The organism is Flavobacterium sp. ALD4 (assembly GCF_002836475.1).
Lineage (GTDB): Bacteria > Bacteroidota > Bacteroidia > Flavobacteriales > Flavobacteriaceae > Flavobacterium.
The window spans coordinates 249,168-261,517 of record NZ_PJBJ01000023.1 but is presented as its reverse complement, the minus strand read 5'-3'; the positions used below and the strand labels follow the sequence as shown (position 1 = coordinate 261,517).

Annotated in this window: 15 protein-coding genes; 6 read left to right on the top strand and 9 right to left on the bottom strand. The window is 35.2% G+C overall.

Features of this window, described 5'->3' with window-relative positions:
- Positions 1-16: 16 nt before the first annotated feature.
- Positions 17-1,066: a Fic family protein gene (locus CXF59_RS03590; protein ID WP_101136338.1), complete on the bottom strand. Its 1,050-nt coding sequence runs from the start codon at positions 1,064-1,066 to the stop codon at positions 17-19.
- An 87-nt stretch (positions 1,067-1,153) separates the two neighbouring features.
- Positions 1,154-1,606 carry an SsrA-binding protein SmpB gene (gene smpB / locus CXF59_RS03585; RefSeq protein ID WP_101136337.1) on the bottom strand — a complete coding sequence of 151 codons (453 nt, stop codon included), beginning with the start codon at positions 1,604-1,606 and terminating at the stop codon, positions 1,154-1,156.
- 70 nt (positions 1,607-1,676) lie between these two features.
- On the opposite strand from smpB, the gene CXF59_RS03580 reads away from it, so the two are divergent.
- Positions 1,677-1,907, top strand: coding sequence for a VF530 family DNA-binding protein (locus tag CXF59_RS03580; RefSeq protein WP_101136336.1), 231 nt, complete (start codon positions 1,677-1,679; stop codon positions 1,905-1,907).
- An 8-nt stretch (positions 1,908-1,915) separates the two neighbouring features.
- Here the strand turns inward: CXF59_RS03580 and CXF59_RS03575 are convergent, their stop codons facing one another.
- From CXF59_RS03575 to CXF59_RS03565, 4 genes are all read right to left on the bottom strand, one after another.
- Positions 1,916-2,467, bottom strand: coding sequence for a DUF3575 domain-containing protein (locus CXF59_RS03575; RefSeq protein ID WP_101136335.1), 552 nt, complete (start codon positions 2,465-2,467; stop codon positions 1,916-1,918).
- 121 nt (positions 2,468-2,588) lie between these two features.
- Positions 2,589-2,771, bottom strand: a complete 183-nt coding sequence (locus CXF59_RS15660; RefSeq protein WP_369828525.1) for a GNAT family N-acetyltransferase — start codon at positions 2,769-2,771, stop codon at positions 2,589-2,591.
- A gap of 4 nt (positions 2,772-2,775) precedes the next feature.
- Positions 2,776-3,135, bottom strand: coding sequence for a GNAT family N-acetyltransferase (locus CXF59_RS03570; protein WP_369828524.1), 360 nt, complete (start codon positions 3,133-3,135; stop codon positions 2,776-2,778).
- A gap of 21 nt (positions 3,136-3,156) precedes the next feature.
- Positions 3,157-4,008, bottom strand: coding sequence for an aldose 1-epimerase family protein (locus CXF59_RS03565; protein WP_101136334.1), 852 nt, complete (start codon positions 4,006-4,008; stop codon positions 3,157-3,159).
- A 185-nt stretch (positions 4,009-4,193) separates the two neighbouring features.
- Here CXF59_RS03565 and CXF59_RS03560 point away from each other — a divergent pair, with 185 nt between their 5' ends.
- The gene (locus tag CXF59_RS03560; RefSeq protein ID WP_101136333.1) at positions 4,194-6,455 is read left to right on the top strand and encodes a M1 family metallopeptidase; all 2,262 of its coding nucleotides are present in this window, start codon (positions 4,194-4,196) and stop codon (positions 6,453-6,455) included.
- 73 nt (positions 6,456-6,528) lie between these two features.
- Here the strand turns inward: CXF59_RS03560 and CXF59_RS03555 are convergent, their stop codons facing one another.
- Both CXF59_RS03555 and CXF59_RS03550 read right to left on the bottom strand, forming a co-directional pair.
- On the bottom strand, positions 6,529-7,569 hold the full coding sequence (locus tag CXF59_RS03555) for an agmatine/peptidylarginine deiminase (RefSeq protein WP_101136332.1): 1,041 nt from the start codon (positions 7,567-7,569) through the stop codon (positions 6,529-6,531).
- Positions 7,570-7,571: 2 nt separating this feature from the next.
- Positions 7,572-8,459: a carbon-nitrogen hydrolase gene (locus CXF59_RS03550; RefSeq protein WP_101136331.1), complete on the bottom strand. Its 888-nt coding sequence runs from the start codon at positions 8,457-8,459 to the stop codon at positions 7,572-7,574.
- A gap of 204 nt (positions 8,460-8,663) precedes the next feature.
- Between CXF59_RS03550 and CXF59_RS03545 the strand changes: the two genes are divergently transcribed.
- Entirely contained in the window at positions 8,664-9,296 is a 633-nt protein-coding gene (locus CXF59_RS03545) for an SDR family oxidoreductase (RefSeq protein WP_101136330.1), read from the top strand.
- Between the two features lie 100 nt (positions 9,297-9,396).
- On the opposite strand, the gene CXF59_RS03540 is transcribed toward CXF59_RS03545, so the two are convergent.
- Positions 9,397-10,329, bottom strand: a complete 933-nt coding sequence (locus tag CXF59_RS03540) for an NAD-dependent epimerase/dehydratase family protein (RefSeq protein WP_101136329.1) — start codon at positions 10,327-10,329, stop codon at positions 9,397-9,399.
- 179 nt (positions 10,330-10,508) lie between these two features.
- On the opposite strand from CXF59_RS03540, the gene CXF59_RS03535 reads away from it, so the two are divergent.
- From CXF59_RS03535 to CXF59_RS03525, 3 genes are all read left to right on the top strand, one after another.
- Positions 10,509-10,835 carry an excisionase family DNA-binding protein gene (locus tag CXF59_RS03535; protein ID WP_101136328.1) on the top strand — a complete coding sequence of 109 codons (327 nt, stop codon included), beginning with the start codon at positions 10,509-10,511 and terminating at the stop codon, positions 10,833-10,835.
- Positions 10,836-11,140: 305 nt separating this feature from the next.
- Positions 11,141-11,350: a hypothetical protein gene (locus CXF59_RS15075; RefSeq protein ID WP_198554626.1), complete on the top strand. Its 210-nt coding sequence runs from the start codon at positions 11,141-11,143 to the stop codon at positions 11,348-11,350.
- 235 nt (positions 11,351-11,585) lie between these two features.
- Complete coding sequence (locus CXF59_RS03525; protein WP_101136512.1) at positions 11,586-12,305, top strand: hypothetical protein; 720 nt, start codon at positions 11,586-11,588, stop codon at positions 12,303-12,305.
- The last annotated feature ends 45 nt before the right edge of the window (positions 12,306-12,350 follow it).

Below are 12,350 nucleotides of genomic sequence, written 5' to 3'. Positions count from 1 at the left end.
TTTAAAAGAGGCTTTTTCATTTACTGAAAGTTCCTATGTACTGTTTTAAACTTTCTTTCTCAATCTGGGCTACAAACCGTATGAAATCGTCTTTGCTTTCCTTCGTTATCGACCCTTTTAGAGTTTTATAATAAAGATTTCGTTTGTCATCTTCAGCCTTAATATTTGCTATCAGGTAACCATGTTGTAGGAGAACAAGATTCATGATCAGTCGCGATACTTTCCCGTTTCCGTTTATAAAAGGATGTATCGTCAAGAGACGCTCTTTTATAGTGGCGGCTAATATAATGGGATGTACGCTATTTTTATTCAGTTCATACCAATTGAAAAGTGTTTCTATTTCTTTTGAAATAGTTACTGGTTCACAAGGATTGAAGCTTTTATCTTTTATTGTAATAGCCACTGTTCTATAGTGACCAGCTTCTTTCGGTACTATTCCCCTTAAAATAATTGTATGCAAGGAAATAAGTGTTTTCTCATCAAGAACGGAATTCTTTTGAATCCTGTTTTGGATAAATACAATCGCTTCCTGATGGTTAATGGCTTCTAAATGTTCGCGCATAGTTTTGCCGGAAATGGTTTGGCCTTCATTAATAACCAAAGCAGTTTCCGCGAGTGAAAGTGTATTTCCTTCCATCCAGTTGCTTCCATAAGTATATTCTAGTTCTATAGCCTGGTTGACTGCACTGTTTTCAATTTGTGGAAAAGTATTCAGTTTTGCTTTAAGAATATCGATTTCGTCTAAAAGCTGTTGAAGTAGTGTCGATACTTTTTTAATGGACGAGCTGATATTCAATTTAATTTGTTCTTCGGCCGCCCGTAGTGCTTTTAAAGCAAATTCATCCTGTCCTATTTCATGAATGATTTTCTCTTTCAGCCAAGAAACCATTATTGTTTCGAAATCAATTTCAAGAAGTGTAGCCAACTTTATGACTTGCTCTTTGGTTGGTTTTCTGGTTCCGCTTTCAAATTTACTTATTAGCGCCTGATCAATTGCTAAAAGTTGGGCTACTTCCCTCGTTTTTAAGTTTTTTAGCTCACGAGCGTCTTTGAGTAGTGTCTTCATATTTAATCAAAGATTTAATTAGTCTTGACAAATTTAGTCATCATTTTGGATAACAAAAAAGCGAAATTCATTTAACCCTGTTTTTTTTTAAAACTCTTTCTTGATTCTTGCTAAATCGCGTTTGGTATCTTGTTCTTTCAATGATTCACGCTTGTCATAGGTTTTTTTACCTCGGCAAAGTCCTATTTCCAATTTGGCCATTCCTTTTTCGTTAGTGAATAACTTTAATGGTATTATGGTAAGTCCTTTGGCTTGAACACTACGTGCTAAACTTTTTAATTCTTTTTTGTTTAGCAACAGTTTTCGCTCGCTACGTGCTTTGTGATTGAATTGATTTCCAAAAGTATATTCTTCGATATAGGTGTTGATGGCAAAAAGTTCAGTACCACTGAATTCACAAAAACTTTCAGTAATATTGGCCTTTCCTAAACGGATTGACTTGATTTCAGTTCCTGCTAAAACAATTCCTGCAGTGAATTTCTCGATTATCTCGTAATCATACCGCGCTCTTTTATTGAGTATTTTGACTGATTTTACCATAGAAGTACAAATGTAGGAACAAATCAATGAATCGGCACTATTTTTTATAAAATTGATTTAAATTTGCCATATGGAAAAGCAACAGTCAAAAGATCCACTTCACGGAATAACACTAAAATCAATATTAGAAAAACTCGTGGATCATTACGGATTTGACACCTTGGGTGAATTAATAAAAATTAAATGTTTCAATGACAATCCAAGTATAAAATCAAGCCTAACTTTTTTAAGAAAGACCGATTGGGCAAGAAAGCAAGTAGAAGAATTGTATGTTCAATCCCTGTCTAAATTAGAAAACTAGACCGTGATTTAATCGATTCGGTACGATACCATAACTCCTCCTCGGTAGGGTAGCCATTCCCCGCTTTTATTCCAATTCTTAACAGTTTCATAACGTTCGCCAGTGCTAAGTAGGTAGCCTTTGTAAAATCCTTGTTGGTTTCCTCCGCCTAAAAAGACATCTAGCATGAATTTGTCGTTTATCTTTGTTTGATAACCTATTGTAACTCCCATAACGTAACCAAAGCCTTTTTCATACTTATCAGTATTTAAATAGTTCCATTTTTGGAAATTAAACACAGTACCTCCAATATGGACCCCAGCATAAAAGCCATTGTACTTTTCATTAAAATGATAACGATATTCTGGAATTACAACGTAGAATTGTTGCGGCTTACCATCTATTGATTTCCAAGGAGAACCCAAAATATCTAATTGAAAAGTAGATTTTTTGCCAATACTGGTTTCGATACCTACATTGGGAATGGTCAACAAAGTGGTTAGCGCGTTAACTTTAACATACGTCTGACTTTGTGATTGAATGGAAAGTAAAAGAACAAGTAACAAAAAAAGCTTTTTCATAATGTAAAATGTAGTGATCAACGTGTAATTTTAACCGTTGTCAGTTTGGATACAAATATAAAATAATAGCGTAAATATTTGTAATCTAATTGTGATAAAATAGTAAAAAAGTACAAGGTTATTATTTGTTTAATCTGGAATAGATTACAGTGTCCAAAAAGCGTCCTTCATAAAATTCATTCTCTTTTAAGTGAGCTTCTATTATGAATCCGTTTTTTTGTAAAACCTTCGCTGAACCCAGGTTATTCGGGTCAATAATTCCCTCAACAGTGTGCAAGTGTATTTCGTTGAAACCATAGTTCATTACTTCATTTATAGCTTCTAATGATTCCGTTACCGTTAAAGGCAGGCAATATCATATAACCAATTTCAGCACGAAAATGCTCCGGCTTTATCATATAAAAACCTATAATATCTATTAATTTAGAATCATTTTTGAATATAATTGCCCAATTTATGCCTTCGCTATTTTCGATTTTAGCATCAATCATTGCAATGTGTTCCAGTGCATCTTCAGTAGATTTCAGCAATGGTCGTGGGATGTATTTCATCGTTTCGACGTTTGATCGTAATTCGAGTATGGGACTGGCATCATTTTTATCGACACGTCTTAAAGACAGCCGTTCGGTTTCCAGATTTGGAAAGGGAGCGAAGTTTATGGACAACATTTTTTTGTTTTATTTACTGTGTTAGATGATTTCAATACTGAATTTCGCCTCAAAAGTCTGTTCTGGGTCTATTATTTGGATACCCGCTTTCTCCATAAGATTTCCGGTACTTTCAACAGAATCAGAATAGCCAAACCAAGGTTCGATACAAAGAAACGGAGCGTTCATTTTTGTCCAAATTCCCAAATGCGGAAAGCCTGAATAATTGACTCTAAGTAATGGCGTTTTATTTTTTAAAATTGTTAAATATATGGATTGCAATGATTTAAAAATCAAGGCATCGTTTTCGAATAATTCATACTTTAAAGGAACCAAATTGTTTGGTGCGGCAAGTACGTTAGTCTTATTGGCAATTAAGTCATTTTGCAACAGGTTGTACTCTAAAAGCTCCTCTTTCTCAAATTGTAAATTATAGTCCTCAAAATTACCGGCTAAGGCGAAAGCAGGATGCGCCCCTATAGAAAAAGGCATTTGTGATACGCTTTTGTTTACCACTTTATACTTAATGGACAAGCTGTTATCTTCCAGTGTATAGTTGATTTGGAGTGCGAAATCAAAAGGGTATTGATTTCTTGTGTCATCCGATGAATGAATCGCAAAAGTGGCGCTATTTTCTTTTTTATCGATTAGGTCAAATACCATATCTCTGGCAAAACCATGTCGTGATAGATGATACGTTGTATCATTATATTGATAGATATTATTTTTTAAAGTTCCCACTATTGGAAATAGGATAGGGGAGTGCTTGCCCCAAAAATCAGCGTTGCCTTCCCAAATATATTCTATTTTCTGGTTATTTTTAAGAGAACATAATTCTGCACCAAAGTGGTTTATCTGTGCAGTTAAATTGGCGTTCGTTATTGTTGCTATCAAAAGAAGAGTCTTGTTTCGGATTAAATTACTTAGTGATGTAAATATATTTCTTAATTTTTATTTAAAATAACGAAAAACGATTTATTGTGTTTTTATTGAAACTTTCTTAATATTTGATTAAACATTGAGTTTAATATACGGGTATGATTATTTTTTATTAATTTGCTACGCAAACAGTAAAAAACATGAAAAACATTCGGTTTATGGCCATGCTTCAATTGGCTCTATTATTGGGAATCTCTTCCCTTCGGGCGCAAGAAGTTCCTGCAACAACTACCCCAAAATCTAATTACAACTATCATGATGCTTTTGCACCATTTTTTTATTCAAAAAATGGTACATCAACGCGTTCCGCTAGCGGTCAACCGGGTGCAGAATATTGGCAAAATAGAGCAGATTATGTTCTTACAGCTAAATTAAACGCACAGAATAATGAAATTGTTGGCACCGATATAATAACCTATACCAATAACAGTCCTGATGCGATGTCATTTATATGGATGAATTTAGATCAAAATTTGTTCAAATCAGGTTCACGCGGTAATGCTGTTGTGCCTTTGACAGGTAGTCGCAATGGTGCGCAAGGAGAAGATTTTGACGGAGGTCATAAAATCAAATCCGTTAAAATTGTTAGTACTTCTAAAGGAAAATCTACTGAAGTCGATGCTAAGTATATAATTACAGATACAAGAATGCAAGTTTTTCTTCCTGAAGGGTTAAAAGCGAAAGGGGGAGCAGTAAAAGTCAAAATTGATTTCTCTTATATTTCTCCTAAGGAAGGTTCAGACAGAACTGGAGTTTTGGACACTAAAAACGGGAAAATATTCACTATAGCTCAGTGGTATCCGCGCATGTGTGTTTATGATGACGTAAGAGGTTGGAATACGAACCCCTATTTAGGAGCTTCAGAATTTTATTTGGAATACGGAGATTTTGATATCAATATTACTGCTCCAGCCAATCATATTGTTGTTTCTTCAGGGGAGTTAGTAAACCCTACAGCAGTTTATAGTGCTGTGGAGCAAAATAGATTAGCAAAAGCAAAATTAAGCGATAAAACTGTTTTTATTCGTACAGAGGAAGAAGTGGCTGTGTTAGCCAATAGTATGTCTACTGCCACCAAAACATGGCATTATAAACTTAAAAACGCTAGGGATTTATCATGGGCATCTTCAGCGGCATTTATTTTAGATGGAGCTAAAATTAATCTTCCAAGCGGTAAAAAATCATTAGCCTTGTCAGCTTATCCAGTTGAAAGCGCCGGCAATGAGGCTTGGGGACGTTCAACAGAATTTACCAAGGCGTCCATTGAAAATTATTCTAAAAGATGGTTTGAGTATTCTTATCCGGTTGCTACAAATGTGGCAGGTAATGAAGGCGGAATGGAATATCCAGGGATTGTATTTTGTGGATGGGAATCTAAAGGAGAAGATTTATGGGGTGTAACGGATCATGAGTTTGGTCACAACTGGTTTCCTATGATTGTGGGTTCAAATGAACGTTTATTCGCTTGGATGGATGAAGGATTCAATACTTTCATTAATTCATTATCATCAGTAGACTTTAATAATGGGGAATACAAGGCAGAACCGAATGATTTGCACCAAAGAGCTGAAATTCTAACGGGTTCTGATTTAGAAACTATTATGAGTTCCCCTGATAATATGAAAGAAGCTAATATTGGTGTTTTAGCTTATTACAAACCAAGTTTAGGCTTAGTTATTTTACGTGAACAGGTACTAGGACCAGAACGTTTTGATTTGGCTTTTAGAACTTATGTAGAGCGTTGGGCTTTTAAACATCCTACACCAGATGATTTCTTCAGAACCATGGAGAATGTTGCAGGTGAAGATTTAAGTTGGTTCTGGCGAGGTTGGTTTCAATACAATTGGCGTTTTGACCAAGGTATTAATTCAATTAAATACGTAAAAAATGATGCGAAACAAGGAGTTGTAATTACCGTAGAGAATTTCGAAAAAATGCCTATGCCTATAATCCTTGATGTGAAAACAAAAAGCGGTAAAGTAGAAAGAGTAAAATTACCGGTTGAAATTTGGCAAAAAAACACAGAGTGGTCATTTAAGCATAATTCTACGGAGGAAATTGAAAGCATCACTTTAGATCCAGATCATGTTTTTCCAGATAGCAATGAAGCCAATAATGTTTGGACCACTGCTAAAGGAGTTATTGAAAAGGATTTGATTTTAGATGGGTATTTAGGAACTTATTCAGATACGCAATCACCAATGAAAATAACTTTTTCAGAGGAAAACAGTGTTCTTAGTGCTGCGATTCCTAACTATCCTATATTCTCTGTGGAACCAATAGAGAAAGACCTTTTTGAGTCTAAAAGAGCAGGATTGAAATTCCAATTTAATGATAGTCAAACTGGTTTTGATATGATTATTGGGAATACTCAAAAAATACCATTTACAAAAGATAAATAATCTTTTTCACAAAGGACAGCAAACAAAAACACCAGCAATATTGCTGGTGTTTTTTAGTATAGTACCTTGTCTTTTATGCCGGTATTTGCTGGCTTAAACAATGTAAGGTTCCAAAACCCCAAATCAGATCGATGGCGCTAATTCCTATGATTTCCCTGTCGGGGAAACATTCGGCAAGAATGTTTAGGGCTTTTCGATCGCTGGGATCGTTAAAAGTGGGAACCAAGACACATTTATTCAAAATAAGGAAATTGGCGTAACTCGCCGGTAATCTTAGATCTTCAAAGTCCAGGCGTTTTGGCATTGGCAAAGCTACAATTACAGGTGATTTACCATTTTCTAACTTGGCATTCTGCAAACGTTTCAAGTTATCTTGTAATGGAAGATAGTTGTTGTCTTCAGTATTAGTCTCGATTATGGTCACGATAGTGTCTTCGTTAATGAAACGACATAAATCGTCGATGTGTCCGTGCGTATCATCGCCTTCAACTCCATTTCCTAACCAAATCACATTAGTGATTCCCAAGTACTCCTTGAAAACAGCTTCGTAATCCGCTTTGGTAAAGTTTGGATTTCGTACCTGAATGTCAGGATGCATCAAGCATTCTTCCGAAGTCAATAAAGTACCTCTTCCATTGCTGTCAATTGCGCCGCCTTCCACAATCACAGGCTTTCCTTTGTACATCACTTGCGTAAGTGGAATATCAAGAAAATTTGCCACTGTCGCAGGAATATGTTTGTCTAATTGGAAGTTTTTATATTTTGCCCAACCGTTAAAGTTGAAATTCAAAGCTTCCCGTTGCTCCCCGTTTTTAATTACGATAGGACCTGAATCACGCATCCAGCTTCTGTTCGTTTTTTGAATGATAAAGGAGATATTGTCTAAATTCACATGTGCCATTTCTAGCATTCTGGCAACTTTTTCTTTTAGTTTGTCGTCAATAACTACTAAAATCACTGTTTCATAAGTAGCCACTTTTTTGATGAATTCAATAAACGCCCATTGAATCGCTTCGTATTTTCCCGGCCAATCTTTTCCGTTATGAGGAAAACACAGTAGGATGCCTTGTTGGTTTTCCCATTCTGCAGGGAACCTTCGGTTGTTTGTAGTCATAATTAGTCGATTGCTCTTTTAGTAATATCTCCAAAAGCGTCAATTCTTCGGTCTCGGAAGAATGGCCAGTTCTGACGTACGTTTTCTTGCGTATCTAAATCGACTTCAGCAATTAAAATCTCTTCTTTATCATGTGAGGCTTGCGCCAAAATTTCGCCTTGTGGTCCAGCTATAAAGGAAGAACCCCAAAATTGAATTCCATCTGTATCAGGTAAATATTGCTCTAAACCTATTCTGTTTGCTGCAGCAACATAAACTCCATTAGCAACCGCATGTCCTTTCATCACACTCATCCAGGCACCGTGTTGGTTTACTCCATATTCATCCTTTTCTCCCGGATGCCATCCAATCGCTGTTGGGTAAAATAAAACCTCAGCACCTTGTAAAGCGGTCAATCGAGCCGCTTCAGGGTACCATTGATCCCAGCAAATTAACGTTCCAATTTTACCCTTTTGTGTAGGGATGGTTTTGAAACCTAAATCTCCGGGGGTGAAATAGAATTTCTCGTAAAAATGAGGATCATCCGGAATATGCATTTTGCGGTATAAGCCCGCTTCTGAACCGTCAGTATCAATAATATAGGCACTATTATGGTAAATACCTGCCATTCTTTTTTCGAAAAAAGGAACAATGATGACCACGCCCAATTCTTTGGCTAAAGCACTGAAAGCGATAAACGAAGTGCTGTAAAGCGGTTCTGCCAAAGCAAAATTGTCAACGTCTTCACTCTGACAGAAATAATGACTGCTGTATAATTCCGGTAAAGAGATTACCTCCGCGCCTTGATTTGCGGCATCACGTACCCAACTCAAGCACTTTTTAAGGTTGTTTTCGGCAACGTCATTAAGGTTTAATTGTATAACCGCTATTTTATATTTTTTATTTGGCATAGTATCATTTTTAGATTGCAAAAATAGTGAATTTTATAAAGAGTAGAAAATCGTAAAATTAAAAAAAGGGCAAGAGGAAATAGTCTTATTTTACAACATAATTTCTAATTATATTGAAGCTAAAAAGAACGTTAATTTGTACTAAACTAAAGTTAAACGCTTCATCAGATCAGGGTTAGTAGATTTGTTTGCGTACTTTTGAGTATGGAAAATATATTAGTAGCAGGTGCTAATGGCACCACAGGAAAAAAAGTAGTAACTCTTTTGAATGAATCACCTTATTTTAACCCAATAGCCATGGTTAGAAAAGTAGAGCAACAAGCCTATTTTAAGGCTAAAAATATTGAAACTGTTTTAGGTGACTTGGAAGGTGATGTTTCTCCTTTTTTTACTGATTCTATTGACAAAGTAATATTTGCTGCAGGTTCTGGTGGTACAAATGTTATAGGAGTTGATCAAGAAGGAGCAAAAAAACTAATAGATGCCTCCAAAAAAGCAAATATCAAAAAGTTTGTTATGTTGAGTTCCATGGGAGCTGACAAACCGGAAGAAGCAACGCAGTTGCAAGAGTATTTAAAAGCAAAATACAATGCTGATGAATATTTAAAAGTCAGTGGTTTAAATTATAGTATTGTCAGACCAGGTTCTTTAACTAATGAATCACCATTGACTACTATTGAACTAGAAAGAAAATTAAATAGAGCGGGCGAAATAAGTAGGGAAGACGTGGCACAAACATTAGTGCAAACTTTGCATGATAACGTAGCCAATAAGGCGACTTTTGAAATTATCAACGGAGATACTTTGATAGGCAAAGCACTGGAGAAAGTAAGTTAGATAGAAGTAAAATGATTAAAATAAATGAATAGATAAAGCTAAGAATGGCTGCTCAATTTGAGCAGCCATTCTTTTTTTGGAAATCGAATTAGAGGCATTCTTATTTTATCTTAAAGTCTTTGATGATTATTTTAATTCCTTCTGGGTAGGTCGTTACGACAAAATCTGGAAATCTGGTTTTGAATTTTGAAGAATCAAAGATATTATCTATCGCATAACGAGGCAGTAATTCCTGCGTTTCTTTGAGGTAATGGTTGAAGAATGAACCTATTTTTAGTATGACCCAATGCAATACTTTGTATTTTATTTCTCGTTCCAATTGCTGTCCGATTTCGGCAATAAATTGCTTGTAGGTCAATCTATTATCGTTACAGGGCAAGTGCCAAGTTTGGCCATATGTATCAGTTGTATTGCCTATTAGTGCCATGGCTTTGCTGGCATCAGGGGTAAAGATCAATGTCCGTAATACAGTGTCTTTTAAGAATACTTTAGGTTCTTTGCCGTTTTTAAGGTTTTCAAAAATCAGACTATTGGTGAGTCCTTTGGTTTTACCTGGACCGTAGAACTCGGGTGCCCTGCAAATCACGGCTTCAATTTCTTTATTGGCAATGGCTTTTAATAAAAGTTCAGCTGCCAATTTTTTTCCTCTTCCTTTTTTCCCTTCAGAGGCGAAAGGTGTTTCTTCAGTTTGTATTTTGCTGTCTTGGGCATAGGCGTAGGTATTGTCAAAATAAACGAGTTTGCAGTTGTTCTTCTTACAGGCGCTGATTACATTTTGCATTACAATCACCCAATTACGGAGCCATATTTCAGAATCGTACGGAAGTCCCACTGTCAGGTAGGCAATCTCAGTATTTTCAAGTGCCTTAATAACACTTTCCGGATCGAGTAGGTCTGCTTTAAAGAGAAGATCGTTTGGATGCCCTTTCTGGGGGTTACGTCCCACTAATTGTATCTTATCGGTATAGTTTTTTCGTAATTCAAGGGCTAATTCTTCTCCTATTATTCCGTTTGCTCCTAATATTGTTTGCATGTTATATTTTTTTCTTGTAGCATATTTGTAGTTAGGCTAAGATAACAATAATACGTTGCTAATGGTAGTCGTAACTGCGTTGATCGGTAAGAATGTGTTCGTGTATTAGAGTGAGTTTTTTGCTTCCTTTTTATGATAGTTTTAAAAAAGGTACAGCCTAAACAAAAGATACGGTATATATGCTTACGTTAGAAGGATTGCATTCGGAGAATTCAGAAATTGAAAGTGAAGATATTGCTGAAGAAATAAAAATTCCTTTACAAGCGCTAAAACTTTTAGCGAAAATATTGAAAGTAATAAGTCAAGGTCAATCAGTTTCTGTAGTTCCGATTAGTACTGAAATGACAACTCCAGCAGTAGCTGAATTATTAGGCTGTTCAAGACCTCATTTTGTTAAATTACTTGAGGAAGGAAATATTCCATTTAGTTTGGTCGGAAGACATCCTAGAGTTAAACATGAAGACATAATGGATTTTCAAAAAGTAATGAAACTGCAAAGGGAGTAAACTACTAATAGCTGTTATGAATTCTGTTGAAGAACTAGGCTTATATGATTCATAGCATTCATTTTACATGTGTCCTTGACACTACTGTAAATTATTTACTTGAAGTTAGAGATTTACTTTTTTGGCTTGCTCATTATAAATTATTTACTCAAAAATGAAATAGTAATATTTTTTATGGGTAGGAAGATGTTATGGGAAGAAAAGGAATAAGTAAAGAACAAATAAAAAAAAGGTTAATTGTTACAAATCTGACATTCCCAGATGCAATAGTCCTAAATTATGAATCATTGATTTCTTGATTAACCTTGCCAGACGTTAAAGACCGTCATTTGCTTCTAGCGGCAATAAAAACGAATGCAAATGTAATAATAACAAATATTTTAAAAGATTTCTCGGGGGATTATTCAGCCAATATTGGGCTGGTTGCAAAATCTGCAGATGACTTTATTGCAGATATAATTGATTTAAATCATGTAAAGGCATTGGAGGCTTTTAGAAAGTTTGTTTTAAACTGAAGAAACCAAGATTTAGATGAATATGAACCCTTAGATTACTTAAGGAAGAATGGATTAATTAACTCGGCTAATTATCTACATTCACTTATTTTGGACGAGATAGCCGTCTATTTATAGACAGAGAGCTACAATAGGAAATAATAATGAAGATATAAATTTATATAATGAGATATGAATGCATCAGAGGTGAAAAACAAACTATTTTTGTTTCTTAGAATCAATCAAATAAATGATTATGAAAAATATTTTTAGAGCAGCTATAATTTTTATTACACTAATTTTCAGTAGCAATTCTGTATTAGCTCAGTCAAATGACAAAAAAGCCAATGCGATTGTAGAAGAAATGGTTACGGTGATGGGGGGAATGAAAAATTATGATGCAGCCCATTTTATTCAATGGGATTTTGTGAACAGAAAACTGTTGTGGAATAAATGGACGGGAGATGTTCGCATAGAGAATCCATCAGCGAATCAAGTAATCTTAGTAAATATCAATACCCTAAAAGGTAAAGTATACGAGAATGGTGCTTTAGTTCAAGACGAGACTAAAGCTAATAATTTACTTGAAAAAGGGAAGGCATTGTGGATTAATGATTCATATTGGTTAGTAATGCCATGGAAATTACAAGACCCTGGAGTGAATCTTACTTATGTCAAAACAGACCAATTATCAAATGGTATAACGGTAGATATATTACAGCTCACTTTTAATGCTGTGGGTGTAACTCCTGAAAATAAATACTGGCTGTATGTCGATAAAGAAGATCACTTAATAAAGCAGTGGGCGTACTATCAAAATTTTAAAGATTCCGAGCCAAAGTTTCTAAAACCTTGGAATAATTATCAAAAAGTGGGTAGTATTTTACTTTCTTTTGATAGACCTAATGAAGATGTAGGTCCAAAAAATGTACTAGTTAGCATGAATATTGATCCATCTCTATTTACCGCTCTATAACAATTAACTTTTTCATTCTTTTTTCTACTGGGTTACTACCTTTAA

Coding starts and splice junctions, on each gene's coding strand:
- CXF59_RS03555 (WP_101136332.1), bottom strand. CDS start 7,569: ATGACTACAAACAACCGAAGGTTCCCTGCAGAATGGGAAAACCAACAA.
- smpB (WP_101136337.1), bottom strand. CDS start 1,606: ATGGTAAAATCAGTCAAAATACTCAATAAAAGAGCGCGGTATGATTAC.
- CXF59_RS03580 (WP_101136336.1), top strand. CDS start 1,677: ATGGAAAAGCAACAGTCAAAAGATCCACTTCACGGAATAACACTAAAA.
- CXF59_RS03540 (WP_101136329.1), bottom strand. CDS start 10,329: ATGCAAACAATATTAGGAGCAAACGGAATAATAGGAGAAGAATTAGCC.
- CXF59_RS03570 (WP_369828524.1), bottom strand. CDS start 3,135: ATGTTGTCCATAAACTTCGCTCCCTTTCCAAATCTGGAAACCGAACGG.
- CXF59_RS03590 (WP_101136338.1), bottom strand. CDS start 1,066: ATGAAGACACTACTCAAAGACGCTCGTGAGCTAAAAAACTTAAAAACG.
- CXF59_RS03535 (WP_101136328.1), top strand. CDS start 10,509: ATGCTTACGTTAGAAGGATTGCATTCGGAGAATTCAGAAATTGAAAGT.
- CXF59_RS03575 (WP_101136335.1), bottom strand. CDS start 2,467: ATGAAAAAGCTTTTTTTGTTACTTGTTCTTTTACTTTCCATTCAATCA.
- CXF59_RS15660 (WP_369828525.1), bottom strand. CDS start 2,771: ATGAACTATGGTTTCAACGAAATACACTTGCACACTGTTGAGGGAATT.
- CXF59_RS03545 (WP_101136330.1), top strand. CDS start 8,664: ATGGAAAATATATTAGTAGCAGGTGCTAATGGCACCACAGGAAAAAAA.
- CXF59_RS03525 (WP_101136512.1), top strand. CDS start 11,586: ATGAAAAATATTTTTAGAGCAGCTATAATTTTTATTACACTAATTTTC.
- CXF59_RS03560 (WP_101136333.1), top strand. CDS start 4,194: ATGAAAAACATTCGGTTTATGGCCATGCTTCAATTGGCTCTATTATTG.
- CXF59_RS03550 (WP_101136331.1), bottom strand. CDS start 8,459: ATGCCAAATAAAAAATATAAAATAGCGGTTATACAATTAAACCTTAAT.